This is a genomic window from Flavobacteriales bacterium, assembly GCA_020635395.1.
Lineage (GTDB): Bacteria > Bacteroidota > Bacteroidia > NS11-12g > UBA9320 > UBA987.
Genome location: JACJZV010000002.1, coordinates 458,286 through 478,390, shown reverse-complemented (window position 1 = coordinate 478,390; position 20,105 = coordinate 458,286). Strand labels below are relative to the sequence as shown.

17 protein-coding genes are annotated in these 20,105 nt (G+C 39.1%); 9 read left to right on the top strand and 8 right to left on the bottom strand.

Annotated elements, in window-relative coordinates; genetic code table 11:
• Window positions 1-169: 169 nt before the first annotated feature.
• From H6607_08285 to H6607_08270, 4 genes are all read left to right on the top strand, one after another.
• Complete coding sequence (locus H6607_08285; GenBank protein ID MCB9262357.1) at window positions 170-625, top strand: ribosome maturation factor RimP; 456 nt, start codon at window positions 170-172, stop codon at window positions 623-625.
• Between the two features lie 7 nt (window positions 626-632).
• On the top strand, window positions 633-1,868 hold the full coding sequence (gene nusA / locus H6607_08280; protein MCB9262356.1) for a transcription termination/antitermination protein NusA: 1,236 nt from the start codon (window positions 633-635) through the stop codon (window positions 1,866-1,868).
• 138 nt (window positions 1,869-2,006) lie between these two features.
• Window positions 2,007-4,892 (top strand): translation initiation factor IF-2, encoded by a 2,886-nt coding sequence (gene infB, locus H6607_08275; GenBank protein MCB9262355.1) that lies wholly within the window; start codon window positions 2,007-2,009, stop codon window positions 4,890-4,892.
• A gap of 7 nt (window positions 4,893-4,899) precedes the next feature.
• Window positions 4,900-5,193, top strand: a complete 294-nt coding sequence (locus H6607_08270) for a GIY-YIG nuclease family protein (protein MCB9262354.1) — start codon at window positions 4,900-4,902, stop codon at window positions 5,191-5,193.
• 85 nt (window positions 5,194-5,278) lie between these two features.
• On the opposite strand, the gene H6607_08265 is transcribed toward H6607_08270, so the two are convergent.
• The 5 genes from H6607_08265 to H6607_08245 all read right to left on the bottom strand — a co-directional run bounded on the left by H6607_08265 (window position 5,279) and on the right by H6607_08245 (window position 10,354).
• A complete protein-coding gene (locus tag H6607_08265) occupies window positions 5,279-6,457 on the bottom strand; it encodes a cytochrome-c peroxidase (protein MCB9262353.1) in 1,179 nt (392 codons plus the stop codon).
• 126 nt (window positions 6,458-6,583) lie between these two features.
• Window positions 6,584-7,237, bottom strand: a complete 654-nt coding sequence (locus H6607_08260; protein MCB9262352.1) for a phosphatidylserine decarboxylase family protein — start codon at window positions 7,235-7,237, stop codon at window positions 6,584-6,586.
• On the bottom strand, window positions 7,234-8,514 hold the full coding sequence (locus H6607_08255) for a Glu/Leu/Phe/Val dehydrogenase (GenBank protein ID MCB9262351.1): 1,281 nt from the start codon (window positions 8,512-8,514) through the stop codon (window positions 7,234-7,236). The genes H6607_08260 and H6607_08255 overlap by 4 nt, the downstream gene beginning before the upstream one ends.
• A gap of 87 nt (window positions 8,515-8,601) precedes the next feature.
• On the bottom strand, window positions 8,602-9,447 hold the full coding sequence (locus tag H6607_08250; protein ID MCB9262350.1) for a phosphatidate cytidylyltransferase: 846 nt from the start codon (window positions 9,445-9,447) through the stop codon (window positions 8,602-8,604).
• Window positions 9,440-10,354 (bottom strand): CPBP family intramembrane metalloprotease, encoded by a 915-nt coding sequence (locus tag H6607_08245; protein ID MCB9262349.1) that lies wholly within the window; start codon window positions 10,352-10,354, stop codon window positions 9,440-9,442. Before H6607_08245 ends, H6607_08250 begins: the two co-directional genes overlap by 8 nt.
• A 20-nt stretch (window positions 10,355-10,374) precedes the next feature.
• On the opposite strand from H6607_08245, the gene dusB reads away from it, so the two are divergent.
• Window positions 10,375-11,364, top strand: a complete 990-nt coding sequence (gene dusB / locus H6607_08240; GenBank protein ID MCB9262348.1) for a tRNA dihydrouridine synthase DusB — start codon at window positions 10,375-10,377, stop codon at window positions 11,362-11,364.
• Window positions 11,365-11,447: 83 nt separating this feature from the next.
• Here dusB and H6607_08235 read toward each other — a convergent pair whose 3' ends face one another.
• Both H6607_08235 and H6607_08230 read right to left on the bottom strand, forming a co-directional pair.
• Window positions 11,448-13,010 carry a GH3 auxin-responsive promoter family protein gene (locus tag H6607_08235; protein MCB9262347.1) on the bottom strand — a complete coding sequence of 521 codons (1,563 nt, stop codon included), beginning with the start codon at window positions 13,008-13,010 and terminating at the stop codon, window positions 11,448-11,450.
• Between the two features lie 20 nt (window positions 13,011-13,030).
• Window positions 13,031-14,044: an NAD-dependent epimerase/dehydratase family protein gene (locus tag H6607_08230; protein ID MCB9262346.1), complete on the bottom strand. Its 1,014-nt coding sequence runs from the start codon at window positions 14,042-14,044 to the stop codon at window positions 13,031-13,033.
• Between the two features lie 52 nt (window positions 14,045-14,096).
• Between H6607_08230 and H6607_08225 the strand changes: the two genes are divergently transcribed.
• The 4 genes from H6607_08225 (at window position 14,097) to H6607_08210 (ending at window position 17,242) form a co-directional block, all read left to right on the top strand.
• Window positions 14,097-15,221, top strand: a complete 1,125-nt coding sequence (locus H6607_08225; protein MCB9262345.1) for a formimidoylglutamase — start codon at window positions 14,097-14,099, stop codon at window positions 15,219-15,221.
• A gap of 207 nt (window positions 15,222-15,428) precedes the next feature.
• Window positions 15,429-15,788: a bacillithiol system redox-active protein YtxJ gene (gene ytxJ / locus H6607_08220; protein ID MCB9262344.1), complete on the top strand. Its 360-nt coding sequence runs from the start codon at window positions 15,429-15,431 to the stop codon at window positions 15,786-15,788.
• 21 nt (window positions 15,789-15,809) lie between these two features.
• A complete protein-coding gene (locus tag H6607_08215) occupies window positions 15,810-16,211 on the top strand; it encodes an acyl-CoA thioesterase (GenBank protein ID MCB9262343.1) in 402 nt (133 codons plus the stop codon).
• Between the two features lie 41 nt (window positions 16,212-16,252).
• Window positions 16,253-17,242 carry a T9SS type A sorting domain-containing protein gene (locus H6607_08210; protein MCB9262342.1) on the top strand — a complete coding sequence of 330 codons (990 nt, stop codon included), beginning with the start codon at window positions 16,253-16,255 and terminating at the stop codon, window positions 17,240-17,242.
• 142 nt (window positions 17,243-17,384) lie between these two features.
• Here the strand turns inward: H6607_08210 and H6607_08205 are convergent, their stop codons facing one another.
• Complete coding sequence (locus H6607_08205; GenBank protein MCB9262341.1) at window positions 17,385-20,027, bottom strand: T9SS type A sorting domain-containing protein; 2,643 nt, start codon at window positions 20,025-20,027, stop codon at window positions 17,385-17,387.
• Window positions 20,028-20,105: the final 78 nt, after the last annotated feature.

The window sequence follows — 20,105 nt, the reverse complement described above, 5'->3', positions numbered from 1 at the left end:
AGATTTCTGTCTCAAAAATGTCGCGTATGCACGTCTTTTTGAGGGCTACCATTTTGCCCTTTTCAATTTTTGTGTCCTATTAACAATAAATTTTTCGATTAATTTTCTTAGATTTGCACCCGAAAAGGCTAAGAGGGAATTGAATTCCCTCTTTTTTTTAACAAAAGATATGGCATTAGTTGATACGATTAAATCGTTGGTTGAGGAAGAATTGGAAGGAAGCCCCTATTTTTTGGTAGAAATAATTGGCGGAGGAAGCGGTAAAAAGATTCAGGTTTTGGTGGATGGGGATGAAGGAATAAACATTGATAAGTGTTCACAAATAAGCCGATCTATTTCCAAAGTTATTGATGATGAAGGTTTTGAGGCCGACCCTTTTATACTTGAGGTTTCGAGCCCAGGAGCAGACAAACCTTTAAAACATGAAAGACAATACAAAAAACACGTTGGCCGTAAGCTGCAAATTGAAACTACCAAACAGACTATTGAAGGAAAATTACTCGACATCTGCAACAATGAACTGTCACTGTTAGTGGTCGAAGACAAAAAAAAGAAAATTGAAAAAACGGTAGAAATACCATTGGACGATATAATTAAAACAACAGTAATATTATCTTTTAAATAAAAAGAATATGAGTTTAGGATTAGTAGAATCTTTCTCGGAATTTAAAGAATTTAAAAGCATCGACAGAGCAACCATGATGCGTGTTATGGAGGATGTTTTTCGAAGTATGCTTCGAAAAAAATATGGCGATGACTCTAATTTCGACATTATCATAAACACCGAACATGGTGATTTGGAAATATATCGAAACCGCAAAATCGTGGATATGGACGAGGTGGAAGATGAAAATCAGGAAATCGACATAAACGATGCCCGCAAAATTGAAGAAGATTATGAAATAGGAGAAGATGCCATTGAGGAAGTAAAACTTCTCGATTTTGGGCGTAGAGCTATTTTGGCCGCCCGACAAACACTCTTATCCCGAATTTTAGAACTTGAAAAGGATGAGGTGTTTAAAAAATATAAAGACCGAGTTGGAGAAATAATTGCCGGAGAAGTTTATCAAATCTGGAAACGCGAGTTGATGATTTTGGACGATGAAGGAAATGAATTAATTCTACCTAAAACCGAAATGATTGGTCGTGACTTTTTCAAAAAAGGCGACACTTTGAGAGCTGTTGTATTGCGGGTAGAGATGCAGAACAACAACCCAAGAATCATCCTCTCAAGAACAGCACCAGTATTCTTAGAAAGATTGTTTGAGCTTGAAGTGCCAGAAATTTTGGATGGATTGATAACCATTAAAAATGTTGTTAGAGAGCCAGGAGAAAGAGCAAAAGTGGCCGTAGAAAGCTATGACGATAGAATTGATCCGGTTGGTGCTTGTGTGGGAATGAAGGGAAGCAGAATTCATGGCATTGTTCGAGAATTGAGAAACGAGAATATTGACGTAATCAACTTTACAACCAATGTTCAATTATACATTCAGCGTGCATTGAGTCCAGCCAAGGTTTCAAACATTACTTTGAATGAAGAACAGAAACAAGCAGACGTTTATTTGCCAAGCGACCAAGTTTCGTTGGCCATTGGTAAAGGTGGATACAACATTAAACTTGCCGGAAAATTGGTAGGTTATAACATTGATGTGTACAGAGAGTCGGTAAATGAAGATGACCTTGATGTTGATTTGGACGAATTTACAGACGAAATTGACGAATGGATTATTGATGAATTGAAATCCATTGGTCTTGATACGGCAAAAGGGGTGTTGGAAATGAGCAACGAAGATTTGGTTCGCAGAACCGAATTGGAAGAAGAAACCGTAATAGAAATTAAGAAAATATTTGAAGCTGAGTTTGAATAAAATTAGCTCAGCAAGCAACGTATAAAAAAATGAAACAGAAAGTTCAGCACATGAAATAACGGGCGGTCATACATATATGGTTAGTTCGCGTTAGCTCTTGTGCAGGGCGTTGATGTTTAAAATTAATTAAAAGCATTAATGGCTGAAAAAACACACAGAATACCGAAGGTAGCGGCAGAACTAAATGTTAGCTGGAAAAGTTTGATTGAATACCTCAACCAAAAAGGGTTTGAGGTAGAATCAAAAATGTCGGCTAAAATTACCCAAGAAATGTATGAAGTGCTCGAGCAAAAATATCGCTCGGATAAAAAAGCCAAAGAAGAATCTCAAGCTCTCGAAATAAACGTTAGACGGCAAAATGAAACCCTTACTTTGGAGAAAAAGCCAGAGGTAAAGAAGAAAAAGCCCGAAAACGAAACTCATAAGGTTGTTCTTATTAAGGATACTGGCTTGAGCCATAAAGAAAAAGCCGTTGAGCCCAAACCCGAAATTAAACCTGAAATTAAACCCGAAATCAAACCTGAAACTAAGGTTGAAGAAAAAAAGGAAGAGGAAACTCCGAAGATTATTGCAAAAGAAATTCCCGAGGTTAAGTCAAAAACGGAACTGCCAGGTTTAAAAGTTTTAGGTAAAATTGATTTAGACAAACCCAAATCCAAACCAGAAACCAAGCAAGAGGAAAAAATTGAAGAACCAGTAGTTGAAATAAACGAACCGAAAGTAGAAAAAATTGAAGAACCGGTTGTAAAAGTTGAAGAAAAACCGGTTGTTGAAGTCGTTGAAGAGGTTGCTTCCTTACCAGAAGTGGAGCCTCCGAAAGTGGAAGAACCAAAACAAGAACAAAAAACGGAGGATGAGCCTCCGATGATAAAAACCAAATATGAAAAATTGGATGGCTTGACCATCAAAGGAAAAATTGAACTACCTGTTATTCCAAAACCAAAAAAGGTGGCCAGCAGCGGCGATAAGCCCAAAGATGGTGAGCGTAAAAAACGGAAACGAACCAACAAAACGGGTCAGCCAGTATCGAAAGACCGAGAATTTGTAAAAGGCCCAAGAGACAATAAAAATGTAAGAGGCAAACGACGAGAAGAGCCAAAAGAAGAGGTTTCTGAAAAAGAAATTCAAGATAAAATTAAGGCTACATTGGCCAAATTGGGTGGAAATAAAGGTATTAAACAAACCAACACTCGTCAAAAACTTCGTCGTCAAAAAAGAGACGACCACCGCACCACACGCGAGGAGGAAATGATGCAACAGGAACTCGAAAGTAAGGTGCTTCGAGTTACGGAGTTTGTTACTGCAAACGAAATGGCAAACTTGATGGATGTGTCTGTAAATGAAATCATTACAGCCTGTTTTTCATTGGGCATGATGGTTTCCATTAACCAACGCCTTGATGCAGAAGCCATTCAAATTGTGGCGGAAGAATTTGGGTTTGAAGTTCAGTTTGTGGATGCCGAGGAACAAGTAGAATTTGAAGAAGAGGTTGACAATCCGGAAGATTTAATTGAAAGACCACCCATTGTTACCGTAATGGGTCACGTTGACCACGGTAAAACGTCTTTGCTCGACTATATCCGAAGTGCAAACGTAATTGCTGGAGAGGCAGGCGGTATTACCCAACACGTGGCTGCTTATGAAGTAGAATTAAACGGGGGCAAAAAAATAACATTTGTGGATACACCGGGTCACGAGGCATTTACCGCCATGAGGGCAAGGGGAGCCAAAGTTACCGACGTTGCAATTATTGTTATTGCCGCCGACGATAGTGTAATGCCTCAAACAAAGGAGGCGATCAGCCACGTTCAGGCCGCTGGTGTTCCGATAGTATTTGCCTACAACAAAATAGATAAAGAAGGAGCCAACGTGGACAAAATCCGTGAGGAACTTTCTAAAATGAACATTCTTGTTGAAGAATGGGGTGGAAAATTTCAGGCACAAGAAATATCAGCCAAAAAGGGAATCAACATTGATGAGCTTCTTGAAAAGGTGCTGTTAGAGGCCGAGCTTTTAGAGCTAAAAGCCAACCCTGATAAACGTGCAAAAGGAACTGTAATGGAAGCCCGTTTAGATAAGGGAAGAGGTGTTATGGTTTCGATGTTGGTGCAGGAAGGAACCTTAAAAGTAGGCGACCCATTGGTGGCAGGACATCATTTTTGTCGTGTCAGAGCCATGTTTAATGAGCGTATGAAACCGGTTAAATTGGCCGACCCATCTACTCCTGTAAACGTGCTTGGGTTTACCTCTGCTCCAACGGCAGGAGATATTTTCCAAGTATTTGAAAGCGAGCAAGATGCCAAAGACGTGGCCAACAAACGTGCCCAACTTCAACGTGAGCAGGATGTGAGAACAACCAAGCGTCTAACGCTAGGCGATATTGGCCGACGACTCGCTTTGGGCAACTTTAAAGAGTTGAAAGTAATTGTAAAAGCCGACGTTGACGGTTCGGCAGAAGCGTTAGCAGATTCTTTGATAAAACTTTCTACCGAAGAAATTCAGGTAAATGTTATCCATAAATCGGTTGGTCAGATTACTGAATCCGACGTTTTGTTGGCCAGTGCCTCAGATGCTATCATCATTGGTTTCCAAGTTCGTCCGGCAGCCGGTGCCAAAAAACTGGCCGAGACCGAGGAAATCGACATCCGCCTATATTCGGTTATTTATCAGGCAATTGAAGAAATCAAATCGGCAATGGAAGGTATGCTTTCGCCTGAATTTGAGGAGCAAATTACTGGAAATGCCGAAGTGCGTGATGTCTTTAAAATTAGCAAAGTGGGCACCGTTGCAGGATGCATGATAACAGACGGTAAGATATTCCGTGATAATAAAGTTCGGTTGATACGTGATGGTGTTGTTGTTTATGGTGGGGAGATAGCCACCTTAAAACGTTTTAAAGACGATGTAAAAGAGGTAAATAAAGGCTACGAATGTGGTATTCAAATCAAAAATTACAACGACTTACGCATTGGAGATATCATTGAATGTTACACCGAAATTGAGATAAAGCGGAAGTTGAAGTAACATTTTTATGGAGGAAGGAATTGTTTACGTTCTAAGCAATGAGGCCATGCCAAACTTGGTCAAAATTGGCTTAACTAAACGTTCCGAGGTAACACAAAGAATGTCTGAGCTGTATTCCACAGGAGTGCCAATCCCATTCGAATGTTGTTATGCGTGTCGGGTAACGGATGTTTCAAAAGTAGAAAAAGCAATACATTTGGCTTTCAACCCAAATCGTGTAAATCCCAGCCGAGAATTTTTAAATATTGAGCCGTATCAGGCAATGTCAATCTTAGAACCCGTTTATAATCTCACAAATTGACCTATTTCGGTTTATTTTAACCCAAACTGGCTTTATAATTCCGTAAATCTAAGAGAAATATTTGACCGAACCTATTCGTAGGTCTCTACCTAAAAGGATCCGAAAACTTTTTATCCTGCATTACGATATTGTCGGTAAGCGTTTGCATAAAAGCCACCAAGGCATCTATTTGATTTTGATTTAGGTTTAATCGCTGAGGAGTGCCATTCGGGTTCAAACGGTTGTCCAAAGCCGGCCCGGGTTGAACTTCGGTGCTATAATGTTTTACCACCTCCGCCAACGTAGCAAATCTTCCATCGTGCATGTATGGTCCAACCACACCGATATTTTTAAGAGACGGAGATTTAAAAATGGTCGTTTCTCCGGCATCTAAACCATTGCTCAGAGAGTTTGCTGCTAATGCAAAAGTGGGTGGATTGTGACAACCCGCACAGCCTGCACCTCCTCCGCCTGGTGCATTTGGTGGTGCTAAAAATAAATTTTTGCCCATATTTTCCTGTTGCGTAAAATTTGGAAAGGGCTGACCAACGTTGTTTCCTGGAGCAGTGGCATTATACACTTGAGCAAAGCCCTCGTCAAATTTACTGTTTATCGAAACGATGCTTCTCACAAATTGAGCAATGGCACGTTGTACTTTCGTTTCAGTTATTTCTTCATTACCAAATGCCCTTTTAAATAGAATTGGGTAATACTCCAATCCCTTCATTTTCGAAATTAAATTATCAAATCCACCATGTATAGAGTCAAAACCCATTTCCACTGCGTCCTTTATAGGTTGAGTTGATTGGTTTTCGACACTTGTAGAACGTTTATTCCAAAACATATTGTTTCCGGCATAAAAACGTGTGTTTAATAATCTCATAGAGTGAGCTCCTGTTTCTCCACCTTCAAAACCTATGCTCAGTTTTTTGTCGTCTGTAAATCCTTTGTTTTGGACATGGCAACTTGCACATGCAACCGTATTGTTTACACTTAGATTTTTATCGTAAAACAAAACTCTTCCTAAGGTAGCTCCAACGTTGGTAACAGGATTATTTATGAGTGAATTATCATTGGATAGCACTGCATCATTGTAGTGTATAGGATAATTGAGCTCTATATATTCGTCCAGACTTGACAAATCAATAGTTAAGTACTTCGAAATAATTTCTTGTTCGGTTGGATTGGATGTAATGTCATCAGTAATCATTGCATCCTTGTCTTTGCATGATGCAAGCACAGAAATTGCAATTAGAAAAAAAACTCCCTTTCTTAGATTATTCATATCTCACTCAATTTTACATTAAAAAACTCTCCCATTGACAAGGAAAATAAAGCAAACATTCCATTTCTGAAAATAATTTTAAAAAATAGATGAAATTAATAAGAATCAAATGGATTAGACCATTCGTTAAAACTCTGCCAAAACGGTTTCTCCACCCCGAGGTTTGTCGCCAATTTTAACCTTAACTTTGGCCGAAAGTGGCAGAAAAACATCGACACGACTCCCAAATTTAATAAAGCCCATTTCGTTTCCTTGTTGCACACTATCACCTTCTTTTACATAATATCGAATGCGTCGAGCAACTGCTCCCGCAATTTGACGGAACAGAACTTCTTCCCCCTGAGCGTTTTTAATAACTGTAGTGGAGCGTTCGTTTTCGGTAGATGATTTTGGATGCCAAGCCACCAAATATTTTCCCGGATGGTATTTAAAATAGCTCACTATTCCTGAAATGGGGTTTCGATTGACATGCACATTAAACGGAGACATAAATATACTTACCTGCAATCTCTTTCCGTTGAAGTACTCCGGTTCTTCCACCTCTTCAATTACCACTATTTCTCCGTCTGCCGGAGCAATAACATGGTTTTCGTTCACTACTGTTTTGCGGCTCGGGTTTCTAAAAAATTGAAGAAACAATCCAAAAATAACAACCGAGGCAAACAGCATGAGATATTTCAACCAAGAATACCCGCTAAACTTAAAAACCACAATGCACAGTATGGTCAAGGCCAAAGCTGTGGTAATCAGTATGGTGTATCCTTCGCGGTGAATCATCAGAAAGTACCTCTCAATCTTTTGGTACTGGCTACCTTGTCAATAGCTACAATGTATGCCGCAATTCGCATATCAACCTTATATTTTCTTGATGCTTTGTAAACCGTTTCAAATGCTTGTTTCATAATGCGATCGGCTCTTCTATTTACTCGTTCTTCGGTCCAAAAATATCCCAAACGGTTTTGAACCCACTCAAAGTAAGAAACAGAGACTCCGCCGGCGTTGGCAAGAATATCGGGAATTACCATAATTCCTTTGTCGTTCAATATTTTGTCGGCCTCCCAAGAAGTAGGGCCGTTGGCACCTTCTACTATCAGTTTTGCTTTTATTTTATGAGCATTTTCTTTTGTAATTTGGTCTTCTAAAGCTGCCGGAACCAACACATCAACATCCAATTCAAGCAAATCTTCGTTTGATATTTTAGTGCCTCCGTCAAATTCTTCTAAGGTTCCGTTATTATTTTCAACGTATTTAATTGCCTCTTCGATGTTGATACCTTTTTTGTTGTAGTAGGCTCCTGATACATCCGAAATGGCCACAATTTTAACGCCTTGTTCTTCCAACAGTTTTGCACTGATAGAGCCAACATTACCAAAACCTTGAACGGCTGCGGTAGCATTTTCTGGTTTCATTTTAAGTTTGCCCATAGCAGATCGGGCAGATACCATCACCCCTCGACCTGTGGCCTCAACCCTACCCAAAGAACCTCCAAGAACAACCGGCTTTCCGGTAACAACAGCTGGACTGGAAACCCCTTTTATTTTGGAGTATTCATCCATAATCCAAGCCATTATTTGAGGGTTTGTACCCACGTCTGGAGCTGGTATATCTCTTTCAGGGCCAAAAACATCGCTCATTGCCACGGTGTAGGCTCTGGTTAATCTTTCCAACTCACCGGCACTCATTTTTCGTGGGTCGCATTTTATGCCGCCTTTTGCTCCGCCGTAGGGAATGCCAACAACAGCACACTTCCATGTCATCCAGGCCGCAAGAGCTTTCACTTCATCAAGAGTAACACCCATGGAATAGCGTATTCCGCCTTTTGACGGACCTAAGTTGGCCGAGTGAATAACACGATGGCCTTCAAAAACCTGAACAGAACCGTCATCCATAGAAATGGGGATATTTACGGTTACCACTTTTTCGGGTGATTTTATGGCATTAATTGTTGCTTCATCGAGGCCTAATATTTTGGCAGCTCCTGTAAAGCGTTCCATCATTGATTCCAGAGGGTTCAAATGACCATTGATAGGTGCGGGTTCTTTGAAAGGCGAACTCATTGCAATACTTAAAAATTTTGCCGCAAATCTATTTATTTATATCGAAGGTAAAATGAAGATATTAACAATATTTTAATATGACCAACGTCAATGAATGGCAAATGTGTTTAAATAGAAATAGGCTATTGGAGCAACGAAGATTACGGAGTCGAACCTATCCAAAAAACCGCCATGCCCACCAAGCAAAGTTCCAGAATCTTTAATACCCACTTTTCTTTTTATCCACGATTCAAATAAATCACCCATTGTTCCAACCATACAACAAATCAGACCAAGCACTAAATAGTGTTTAAAGTCGTAAAAAACGGGTTTGGTATAAAACAAAACAACGGCAATAATTAATGTGCCAATCAAACCTCCCACAAACCCTTCAACTGTTTTTTTTGGTGAAATAGATGGTGCAAGTGGAGTTTTACCAAATTTTCTTCCGGCCAAATAGGCAAAGGTGTCGCTTGCCCAAATCAAAATAAAAATGCTCAAAATGCTAAACCCTTGATAGGTAACCAGCGAAAGAGACCGTTCTCCAAATTCTAAATTTCCAAGCTTTATGAGCATGGCAAACGGAACAGAAATATACGTCCATCCAAAAATGGTTATCAGCAACCCTCTGGCATTTCTCAGGTTAAAAAGAGCATACAACAGCAATATCCAACCCGCCAAACCAAAGATTAAATAGTAATTGTTTTGCCCAATGGTAAGATTATTTTGATTTAGAAAAACCAATGGAAAAACGAATATGGCACCTCCGATCATAGAAAGAATCTTATCGGCTAAGGGGCTTTCTTTTTTCAAAATTTGATAAAATTCGTATAGACAGAACAGTTGGATGAGCCAACCAAAAGCCAATGCCGAATAAATGCCACTTAAAAGGCATGCAATGGAAACCAAAACATAAAGCACACCAACCACTAATCGGGATTGAAAATTATTCATAACTAAAATCTAAATCGTCGGTATTTTTTTGAATGACCCAAATCAGTAGAAAAGTGGCAACAAGCCCACCAACAATCCATGGCCAGCCCAAAGTGGCATCTTCTGCCAAAATACCAGCATCCAGCCCTGAATTCTCAAGTCTTGAGCCAATTATGGCCATCGAATTATTAATGGTGTGCAAAACAATGGGTATCCATAAAGAGCCTGTTCTATAGTATAAATATCCAAACATGAAGGCTATGAAAAACATGGCCAAAAACTTGTATGGTTGAAGATGAATAAGAGCAAAAATAAAGGATGAAATAGCGATTCCGCTCCAAATGTTTCCAGTCATTTTTGCCGATACCCGCATTAAAACACCTCTAAAAAAAACTTCTTCGGAAATGGCTGGAAGTAAGGCCATCAAAAAAAAATTGACAACCAAATGTATGCCGGAGTTATGTTTGAGCATTAGAGCATAAAGGTTGTTGTTCATATCCTCCGCTTCTCGAAAAATCTCTGATAAATCTGCTGGAAAGGAAACTTTAGAATTTAGCTCGAGCAGTCCGGCAATTAATGGCATAATGGCAATAAGTAAAAGTACGGAAAGCCCTAAAAGTGGCATGGTAATACGGTTTTGAATTCCTACAAAACTGGTAAATTTAGTTTTCAAAATGGTGCAGAAAATCAAGCTGGAAACCAAAATACCAAAGGGAGTAAAGAATTGAGCAAACTTTATAGCCAAACCCTGATTTACTGTTATGTTTTCGATGCCAACCTTTTGAATTTCAGCTAATGAAATGCCAAAAATGGGTTCTATAATGGATTGAGCCATAAAGGCAAAAACCATCAATACCACAATAAAAACCCCAATTGCCATTAAAAAATGAGAGAGTCCTTCTAAACTAAAATTTCTGTCGTTGCTCATCAAAAATTATCTTTGCAAAGGTGGTAAAAATTGGCAACATAAATTTGGGTGAGTTTCCGTTGTTGCTCGCTCCTATGGAAGACGTTAGCGATCCTCCATTTCGGGCAGTATGCAAAAAACATGGGGTTGACCTTATGTACACCGAGTTCATTTCGTCTGAAGGGCTAATAAGAGATGCCGCTAAAAGCACTCAAAAACTCGACATATTTGGCTACGAACGCCCAATTGGTATTCAAATTTTTGGAAGCGATATTGATGTAATGAAAGAAGCAACGGAGATTGCCACTGATGCACAACCCGATTTAATAGACATTAACTATGGCTGTCCGGTAAAAGCCGTGGCATGTAAAGGTGCAGGGGCTGCTTTGCTTCAAGACATACCGAAAATGGTGAAAATGACTGCTGAAATAGTGAAGTCAACGCATTTACCCGTAACGGTAAAAACCCGTTTGGGGTGGGACAACAATTCTAAATTTATTAAAGATGTTGCGGCACAACTACAGGATATTGGCATACAAGCCTTGAGTATTCATGGCCGAACCCGGGTACAGATGTATAAAGGCCAAGCCGACTGGACTTTGATTGGTGAAATTGCAAACGACCCCAAAATAACTATCCCTATTTTTGGTAATGGCGATGTTGACTCTCCCCAAAAAGCCATGGAAATGAGGGATAAATATGGGGTTCAAGGCATTATGATTGGCCGAGCTGCTATTGGTCATCCTTGGATTTTTAATGAAATAAAACACTATTTTAAAACTGGAGAATTGCTGCCACCACCCAATTTAAAGGATAGAATAGACACCTGCAAATTGCATTTTGAAGAAAGCCTGAAATGGAAAGGAGACCGATTGGGAATCTTAGAAATGCGAAGACATTATGCCAACTATTTTAAAGGCTTGCCGCACTTTAAGCCATATAGAATGAGGCTTGTTACCGCCGATTCGCGAAACGAAATACTTGATATTTTGAATGAGCTTGCCGAAGACTTTGTGTTTGTAATTTCCTGAACCATTAAGAAATTTAGGTACATTAAGTCTAAATTTTGTGAATGCCAAAATGGTTTAAAAAAATCGGATGAAACCATTTGACTCTATACCACTTCAATTCGATCCACGCCCTTTTTCTCTAAAAAGTCGAGCCAATTATGCAGTACATCCCCTTTTAAAACACGTGGGAACTTGTGCTGTGAGCCTTCTTTGCCGTTTAGTTTCATCCATTCCCAAAACCAATCCACCGGAATCATTTTAACAGATATACCCTTTAAAGCATGCTTTCGCTCTACCGCATAATCGTCGTTTAACTCCGAAATGTAGCTGTCCAATTTGTTGGAAACATCCTCCCCAATCCAGTTTTGGTGAGTAGTGCCAATATACCATTGATGTCCAAACATTTCACCATGCCGAAAACCTGCCAAACAAAATTCGTTAAACTCCTCATTCAGTTCATTGGCAAGTCGGCTAACTGCCTCTGTCATATTATCAACACTCAAATGCTCGCCCACCAAACTTATAAAATGCTTCGTACGTCCAGTTATAATAATTTCTTTTCGTTTTACATCGGTAAATTTGATGGTATCGCCAATCAAATACCGCCAAGTACCAGAGCAAGTGCTTAGCAACAAAGCATATTCAACGCCCTCTTCTGCCTCCCACACCGGTATTGCTTTTGCTGCAGGCAATAGCTGATTCTTTTCGTCAAAATTATCAGAATTAAACGGTATAAACTCATAAAAAATGCCGTTTCGAAGCAACAGCTTCATTCCACCTGTATCGTTTTGTCGGTTTTGGTAGGCTATAAAACCTTCGGATGCCAGATAGGTTTCAAAATAGCGAATGGGTCTGCCCAACAATTGGTCTATACTTTTTTTGTATGGTTTTATTGAAACACCGCCGTGAATATAAACTTCTAAATTGGGCCATAAGTCATGTATATTGTTGAGATTGTAATGCTCAATAATATTTTGGAATAACAACTGAATCCAAGCTGGAACACCTGCCACCATGCCCACATCCCAATTTTTAGCCTCTAACGTAATACGGTTTATTTTTTCTTCCCAGTTGCTACTAGCCTTTATTTCTGGCTCAGGTTTTGATACTCGCTGAAAAATAACCGGAATTTTTGAGGTGGTAATGCCGCTCAAATCACCCGAATAATAAACTCCGTTGTAATTGAGCATGGTGCTACCGCCTATCATCAACCAATGTTTGGCAAGATGGTCTTTTGGTATATCGGTTTTGGCAATAGCCACTATTTGTCGCATACTGCCACGCCTGATGGATTTGACCATTTCCCTCGATACCGGAATGTATTTACTTGCTCCATCGCTGGTACCCGAACTTAGAGCAAAATGGTCTATTTTTCCAGGCCAAGTAACATCCCTTTTTCCTTCACGCGATTTTTCCCACCAGGGCAACATGGTTAAATAATCACCTGCGGCTACATTGGTTTTGTATGCCTCATAAAGATTGTCCGAATCCAAGATTGATGCAAAATTTTGCTGCCTTCCAAATTGGGTGTTTTGGGCTTTGTGCAATAGTTTTCGCAGCGTTCTTAGTTGATATTCTTTTGATCTATTTACAGAAATAGTCAGATTTTTACGAACCCTTTTTGTTCGGTTTACTATTTTTCCTAACGTTCTTTTTCTGCTCGACATTGATTTAAGATAAGGTGATTTTAGATTGCTTCAACATCTTTGTATGTACTGCAAATTTCGGCAATAGATTCCTCAAAATTTCGAAAGTTAAAACCGGTAGCTTCAATTAATTTTTGTGAAGAATAGTTTCTATTTTTCATTCCGCTTCGGGCTGTTTCTTTGGTAATGGTTCCGCCAATTCCCAGTAACGAAGCCACACCTGCCAACCGCCATGCTATTTCTGCCATCAGCCTATTTACTCGAATAGATGGTTTTTTCATTCCAAAATTCTGGGCAATGGCATCAAAAACCTCTTTATACGTTTTGTTCCAGCCTATACAAAGATAGCGGTTGTCAAATATTCTATTTTCCATCAACAAAATGGCACAATCTGCCACATCGCGGGCATCTACAAAAGCATTTGAACCAGAAGTGTAAAATGGAAAACCATTGTTATAATTTTTAAAAAGCCGGCTTGAGCCTGTATGCCAATTGGAAAAACCCAACACCACACACGGATTTAAAATAGCAACATCCAATCCTTCCTCCCTCGCTCTAAATGCTTCCATCTCTGCTAAAAATTTGGTTTGGCTATAATAGCTTCCGGCGTTTTCGGATGAATATTCAAAAGTTTCGTCAATTATTTTTTTGTCCACGCCACCAATAGAGGCTGTCGAACTTATAAAACACACTGCCGGTTTTGAAACCATCGATAAGCAAACATTCAATAAATTGGCGGTTCCTATCACATTGGTTTCATACAATGCCGATTGGTCTTTTTTTGCAAACGAAACCAAAGCTGCACAATGATAAACTTGGGTGCATCCCTCAATATATTCAGACAAAAGGCCTATTTCAAACAAGTCACCCTGCACCCAGTTTACGTTTTCAAGAAGTTCTTTTGTTTGTCCTTTCAGCAAAAATTTGGCAGTTTTTTCAAACCAAGTTTTGTCCGATTTCCGGCGGCACAATGCCTTCACGGAATGTCCTTTTTTTAAAAGTTGACATATAATGTGGCTTCCAACAAGCCCCGTACCTCCAGTTACGAACACCATTGTATTTAATTACCCTTCAAAGAAACTTTATTTTTGCTATTGAAAAACATTTATGGAGCATTTAGACGAATTTTTGGCTGCCATACCTGCTGCATTTGATGAGATGAATGTAGCAGACACATTTGGAAGTTTTATAAAGAAAAACCTCGGCACGATGCCCGATTGGAGCGAGGCTGACTTGGCCATTATTGGGGTTAAAGAAGGACGAACAACCAAGAATAAAGAAACCGCCATTGCTCCGGACAAGGTACGAAAAGAGCTGTACAAGCTCATTCCATCTACCTCCAAAATCAATATGGTGGATTTGGGCAATATTGAACCCGGAAAAACCTTTGAAGACACCGATTTTGCATTGACCGAAATTTGTAAAACCTTGTTGAAAGAAAATGTTTTACCTATTATAATTGGTGGTACAAAAGACTTGGCCTATGCACAGTTTAAAGCCTTTCAACCCGTTATCAAAAATTTGGAATGTAGCGTTGTTTCCGCCGAAATAAACTTATCTGCCGGAGAATTTTTGCAAAACATTTGTCTGCACGAACCCAACTATTTATTCAACATCAACTCATTAGCTTTTCAGAGCCATTATGTAAAACCTCAGGCTGTAAGTGCTCTCCAAAAAATGTATTTCAACGCTGTACGATTGGGAGTTTTAAGAAACAACATTGGTGACATGGAACCAATTTTTCGCAGCACCGATATGGCGGTTTTTGATATAGGAGCCATAAAACAAGCCGATGCTCCGGGTAATTATTACAACAATCCGGCGGGGCTTACCAGTGAAGAAGCCTGCCAACTGGCTTGGTATGCGGGCATTTCTGAGACACTTCGAAGTTTTTCGCTATTTGAAATAAACCCCGAATTTGATTATCGAAACACCACTTCCAAACTCGGAGCATTGGTGTTGTGGTATTTTATTGATGGATTTTACAACCGAAAAGGTGATCATCCGGAAATACATGGTGAGTTTTTAAAATACCGATGCACCATGCACGGCAATGACCCCGATATTATCTTCTTGAAAAGCAAAAGAACCAATCGATGGTGGATGGAGATTCCTTCATTAGGCAGTTCAGAATCGGTTTTGGTTCCATGTTCGTACAACGACTATACAACGGCTACCAATGGCGAAATGCCGGAGCTTTTTTTTAAAGCACTTCAAAAAATTCTAAAATAAAAACATTACCTTTTCGTAAATAGATAAAGGTAATGTCTTAAAAAGTTAGCGATATGAAAGTTTCAAAAATCTTTTCCGTAGCGAGTTTGGTGTTGGTAGGTCTATTTTTACTTTCATCATGTGGTGGGCCAAAAACATGCAGCCGAAAAGGAAAAACAAAAGTTCCGATGGGTTATATGTAGAAATCGGCAGACGTATATTTGCCCCATGTTTAGTTTTTTTGGCAACGAAACCAATCCGTCTTCTTGGCATAATTTAACTCAACTATCGCAGTTGGATGAAATTATTGAAAAATCGTACAACGAAACGGTCGTAATTTTCAAGCATAGCACGCGATGCAGTATTAGTAGCATGGCTAAATCGAGGTTGGAAAAACATACAGACTTAAGTTGTCCAACTATTTATTATCTCGACTTAATAGCCCACCGAGACATTTCAAACGAAATAGCAGCGAGATTTGGCATTACTCATGAAAGCCCACAAGTTATTGTTCTTAAAAACGGAATACCAATTTATCATGCTTCACATGGAAGTATAAACATGGATGAAATTAAAAAAGCTGCATAAATGGAAGATTTTAGCAACGAAATGAAATTAATTACCACCCACATTGCCATGACAAAAGATTTGGGAGTTCATGGCAATTTATTTGGTGGTATAATGATGTCGTGGATTGATGAAGCTGCGTCGGTAATGGCCTGTCAAACCTGCCATACGCCAAACATGGTTACAGTAAAAATTGAAGAACTCATTTTTCAAAAAAAGGTAAAAGAGGGTTTTTTAATCAAAATTTATGGCAACGTAGCGGAGATAGGGAAATCTTCTATTACCCTGAGTATTGAAGCCCGTAAAAGCAGCATTTATAGCGGCGAGGAAGATTTGGTGCTTTCCACCCGCACCACTTTTGTGCGAATAGACGAAGCAGGCGACCCCACGCCCATTCCCAGCCCAGTTAGAGAAAGGTTTAAACATTTGAGTAAATACGTGTAATCGTATCTCATATTTTTTCTATCTTGCCAAAAAAAATCAATATGAAAATAGCACATCTTTCTACTGTATTGCTCATGGTTTTGAGCAATTCTGTATTTGCTCAATCGTACAAACTTAGCGTTGAAAACAAAACTTTTGAAAACCTTACTGACTCAATTTCAATCAATGAAGGATTAACTTGGGATGACCCCGACCAATCCGTTCCAATAGGTTTTACCTGGTCATTTTTCGACAAACAAATTGATACCCTTTTTATGATTGGAGAAGGATTTCTTTCATCAGAAACCCTTGACATTGCATCTGTTATTTATCCGGTTGGTGCGGATTTGATAGATAGAGGTCAAAAAAATGTGAGTGACGACTTCCACACCAACTCATTATCTCCTATTTCATACAAAATAGAAGGAAACACCGGTAGTAGGATATTTAAATTAGAGTTTCTTAATGCTGGCTTTTACTCTTCTATTGATGCGGACTCAAATTCTACCGACTTTATGAGTTTTCAATTTTGGATTTTTGAAGAAGATAATTCTTTTGAAATACATTTTGGCCCCAATTCGGTGTCCAACCCATTGCTTTGTTATGATTTTGAATCAGGCATTTTCTCTGTCTTTCTTCCGGAGTATGATGTAAATAATGACGAACTTATTGGTGAAGGGATGATATTGACTGGTGCTGCCGATAATCCACAAATCAAATGGTTAGACCAAATTGATTCGGTTGAAACATTGGATGGTACAGTGCCAAATGGTATGGTTTTTCGATTCACTAAGGAAATCTCAGGCATAGCAAATTTTATTTCGTCGGAGGCAAATCTATTCCCAAATCCGGCAACAGAACATTTTCGATTGACCGTTGGCGAAAACGAACAAATTGCGGATATTCAAATTTTTGATTTGAATGGAAAGCTGGTAAAACAATTTGACGAACCACAGGAGGAGTATAACATCATTGGTCTTTCAAAAGGGCTTTACACTGTTAAAATTACTTCAAACCAATCTGCTTCAACCCAAAAGTTGATTATACAATAGAAAAAAGTATCGGTGCATTTGAAAACAAATGCACCGATACTTTTAATAAGTCAAATCACTTTATGGCGATTTGAAAAGCCCAGATTCACAATGTCTTTAGCCTATATAAAAACAAACATTTGAGAGGGCTGAAACAACCAAACTACATTTTAAGAAGTTTCTTGGTTGCTTTTCCATCTTCGGTAATAATGGTTATCAAAAACATACCTGCCGGAATGTTGGATGTGTTTACCTCCAAAAGACTTGTTCTTACATCTTTTTGATCCAGCAACACTTTGCCACACAAATCATGGATAATTACCGATTCTATTTGCGATTCGGTTTTTACAGTAATCGTGTTTTCAAAAGGGTTTGGATAAACATTGGCCTCAATAGCTCCTCCGTTTTCAACCCGTTCAACACCCAATTTTTGGTAACAAGCAGGATCCGCACCTTGATAATACCATTGCTTAATAGCTTTTACGTATTCCAAATTTTTAGGAAGTTGATTTTCTTGTGAGGGATTGTGCGAAAAAACAAAGGCATATTCAAACTCAACGGTGTCTTTTGCCGCCACATCAAATGGAAAGCTATTGATTAAAAATCGGCGGTCGGCAGGCATATTCCCTGCCTTTTTTTCTGTCCACGATTTGGTGCCATTGTCTTTGTCTGTTGTGTCGGGAAACATATAACTTGTTTGCCCGCCTTTTCCACTGCTACCATAGGCAAAATCCCGAGAAATATTATCCCCATTTTTCCATTTATTGTTCAAGTAATTATAGTACTCCGATGGATTACGAGGGTTTCCAATTGCCGAAAAGTCATTATTGTAATACACAAACCCTCCCATATACCTTTTTTCGTCATCTTCATCCACTTGGCCATCGCCATCTCCGTCAATGCTGTCGTGTATGAAGCTGGGAGCATCCAGTATTAGGGTGCTAAACATCGGGGCATTTACACCATATCCCAAAATTCCTTCGTCGTTAGTATCACCATTGTAGCAATATCCCATGTTTTGTGTAACATGGCAGCCAACATAATCATCGCTGTAATTGCCCAAATCGCTATCAGTATGCAACCCTACCACTACATCATGATAATTCGAATCACTTCGGTTTATGATTTTATACTTGTAGAACGTAGTATAGTTTATTCCATACTCGGCCTGCGATGATGAGACTGTTGGGCAAGCATAGGCATAGGCCATTCCATGAATTTCCATACCAAAAGAAGTTCCTCCGGTTTCGGTATGAGGCTTGGCCAAGTCATTCATAATCCAATAAATGGCTTGGTCTCCTTTTATGTCCGGATAATCGCCTTTGTTTGGTTCGTAAATGCCATTACCATTGTTGTCAATAAATGGAGCTAATGCATCACTCGATTTTCCTTTTTCTCTGTTTCCAGGCCAGTTCCATATTGCCTCAGTTGTTTCGCTTTCTTTTACTGCACCTTTCCAACCATACAAGTTTATGTGCTTTTGAATGTCTGACTTGTTAACTTTCCACAGCCGGTCAAATTTTACCGAATCGTTTGGATTAAAGGCTCCGGTTGAAGCATTTAAAGGACCGGGAAAATAATCAAAACCTTTTTGAGCATAAGTCATGGCAGATAAATGGACATTGTTTGAATCGTCCAAACCCCCAATCCAAAGTCCAGATGAGAACAACGGGCTTTTTTCTGATGATTTTGGAGCCAAATAATGTTCGACACCTAATTCGTGATCATATCCGTTTATTCCACCATTTAAAATTGGAGCTGAAACTTCATTAATATCTAATGTCTCGATATTTTTACCATAAAGATATTTAGGGTTTCGAACATCAGCCATAGCAAAAGCCAAGTTGTCTGAAATACTGTAAACGCTATCTGTCTGAGGGTTGTAGTAGAATGCCGGATGGTTGGTGTCGTCCAATTTTATTGGGATAAAAACTCTGGGAGAATTAGGTCTTTCTCCGTTGAAGGTTATTGCAGTTACGCCACCTCTATAACTTTTTAAAAACCATAGTTTGCCATATTTATCCGTAAAAACCGGAAGATTTTTTATTGCCCCATATTGAAAATTGTTTTGAATACGATAAAGAGACTTTAGCATCGTATCAGAATATCTTGTGATGTAGCTGGGTCCTGCCGAAAATACTGCTCCATCGTGTGTTGCAAAATTAATTACTGGCTCTGAAAAGCTATAATCATCTTGGTTTACCACTTTTGACACCGTGCCGGTTTTCAGTTCAATTTTTCTTACTCCTCTGCTTGAATAACTTACCCATGCACTGTCATTTTTTATAATAACCGCATTGCCTGCAATAGGTTGTAGCACAGAGCCCGCATACTTTAAAGCAGAAATGCTCAAATTGCTCCATGTTGACGATGAAACATTTCTGTAGCTTAAACCCGAGGTTGTCAAAACAACCTCATAATTTGAATTTGCATCAACGGCCAAAACCTTTGTGCCGCTCAATTCACTGCTCCAATTGGTTCCGTTTTTAATAGATAGGCCATTGCTTGTGGCAAAATACATTTTGCTACCCACAGAAACTTGACCATAAACAATAGTTGAAAGGATTCCGGAAGTGGTAGTAACAGCTGTCCAATTTGTTCCACTAAAATAATGTACTTCACCGCTGCTACCAGTCGAAAAACTCAAATAAACACCTCCGTTATGTGATGTAGTATTTACAAAGCTGTAACTATTAAATGAAGTTCCACCAAACTTTCCAAAATTTTTGCTTACCACCGGAAAATCTTGTGCCGATGCAAACAAGGCTAAAACTATGCCTGCTAAAAATAATTGTAATCGTCTCATAATCATACTTTTTATTGATTCGAATATCATTGCTAATACAAAAACAATAAAGCCACTTTTGAGCAACGTCCGATATTG

Excerpts from the sequence above, each read along its gene's own strand:
- H6607_08285 (MCB9262357.1), top strand. The coding sequence starts at position 170 with ATGGCATTAGTTGATACGATTAAATCGTTGGTTGAGGAAGAATTGGAA.
- nusA (MCB9262356.1), top strand. The coding sequence starts at position 633 with ATGAGTTTAGGATTAGTAGAATCTTTCTCGGAATTTAAAGAATTTAAA.
- infB (MCB9262355.1), top strand. The coding sequence starts at position 2,007 with ATGGCTGAAAAAACACACAGAATACCGAAGGTAGCGGCAGAACTAAAT.
- H6607_08270 (MCB9262354.1), top strand. The coding sequence starts at position 4,900 with ATGGAGGAAGGAATTGTTTACGTTCTAAGCAATGAGGCCATGCCAAAC.
- H6607_08265 (MCB9262353.1), bottom strand. The coding sequence starts at position 6,457 with ATGAATAATCTAAGAAAGGGAGTTTTTTTTCTAATTGCAATTTCTGTG.
- H6607_08255 (MCB9262351.1), bottom strand. The coding sequence starts at position 8,514 with ATGAGTTCGCCTTTCAAAGAACCCGCACCTATCAATGGTCATTTGAAC.
- H6607_08250 (MCB9262350.1), bottom strand. The coding sequence starts at position 9,447 with ATGAATAATTTTCAATCCCGATTAGTGGTTGGTGTGCTTTATGTTTTG.
- H6607_08245 (MCB9262349.1), bottom strand. The coding sequence starts at position 10,354 with ATGAGCAACGACAGAAATTTTAGTTTAGAAGGACTCTCTCATTTTTTA.
- H6607_08235 (MCB9262347.1), bottom strand. The coding sequence starts at position 13,010 with ATGTCGAGCAGAAAAAGAACGTTAGGAAAAATAGTAAACCGAACAAAA.
- H6607_08230 (MCB9262346.1), bottom strand. The coding sequence starts at position 14,044 with ATGGTGTTCGTAACTGGAGGTACGGGGCTTGTTGGAAGCCACATTATA.
- H6607_08225 (MCB9262345.1), top strand. The coding sequence starts at position 14,097 with ATGGAGCATTTAGACGAATTTTTGGCTGCCATACCTGCTGCATTTGAT.
- ytxJ (MCB9262344.1), top strand. The coding sequence starts at position 15,429 with ATGTTTAGTTTTTTTGGCAACGAAACCAATCCGTCTTCTTGGCATAAT.
- H6607_08215 (MCB9262343.1), top strand. The coding sequence starts at position 15,810 with ATGAAATTAATTACCACCCACATTGCCATGACAAAAGATTTGGGAGTT.
- H6607_08210 (MCB9262342.1), top strand. The coding sequence starts at position 16,253 with ATGAAAATAGCACATCTTTCTACTGTATTGCTCATGGTTTTGAGCAAT.
- H6607_08205 (MCB9262341.1), bottom strand. The coding sequence starts at position 20,027 with ATGAGACGATTACAATTATTTTTAGCAGGCATAGTTTTAGCCTTGTTT.